Source organism: Streptomyces murinus (genome assembly GCF_002154555.1).
GTDB lineage: Bacteria > Actinomycetota > Actinomycetes > Streptomycetales > Streptomycetaceae > Streptomyces > Streptomyces murinus.
On record NZ_MUNF01001002.1, the window covers coordinates 1 to 530 of the forward strand.

1 pseudogene (running past one end of the window) is annotated in these 530 nt (G+C 68.7%); it reads right to left on the bottom strand.

Annotation, left to right across the window (positions count from 1 at the left end):
- Positions 1–530: pseudogene (locus CCN72_RS37245) on the bottom strand (flavin-containing monooxygenase) (its annotated part continues 678 nt past the right edge of the window); the annotation flags it as partial.

The following is a 530-nucleotide window of genomic DNA, read 5'->3' on the forward strand; positions in this document are numbered from 1 at the left end:
CCCGAAGTCGAGGAACGGCCGGGTCGGCATGGCGGCATCGGCCGGTTCGGGGCGGCAGCTGTCGTAGCCGTGCGTGCTCATGTGGGCCAGCAGACGGCAGAAGTGCTCGCAGAGCAGGCCGACCTTCAGGGTCCAGGAGGAGTTGGTGTAGCCGATGGCGAAGGCGAGGTTGGGGACACCGGAGAGCATCATGCCCTTGTAGGCGATGGTGTCGGGCAGATGTACGGCGGCTCCGTCGACGGTCATCGGGATGCCGCCCAGCGCCTGCAGGTTCAGTCCGGTGGCGGTGACGATGATGTCGGCCTCGATCTCCCGGCCCGACCGCAGCAGGACGCCCTTCTCGGTGAAGGTGCTGATCCGGTCGGTCACGATCGAGGCGCTGCCGTTCCTGATGGCCTGGAAGAGGTCGCCGTCCGGGACCGCGCACAGCCGCTGGTCCCAGGGGTCGTACGGCGGGTTGAAGTGCTCGTCGACAGGGTAGCCCGCCGGCAGTTGCCGGGTGCTGACCCAGCGGATGATCCGGCGCGCCG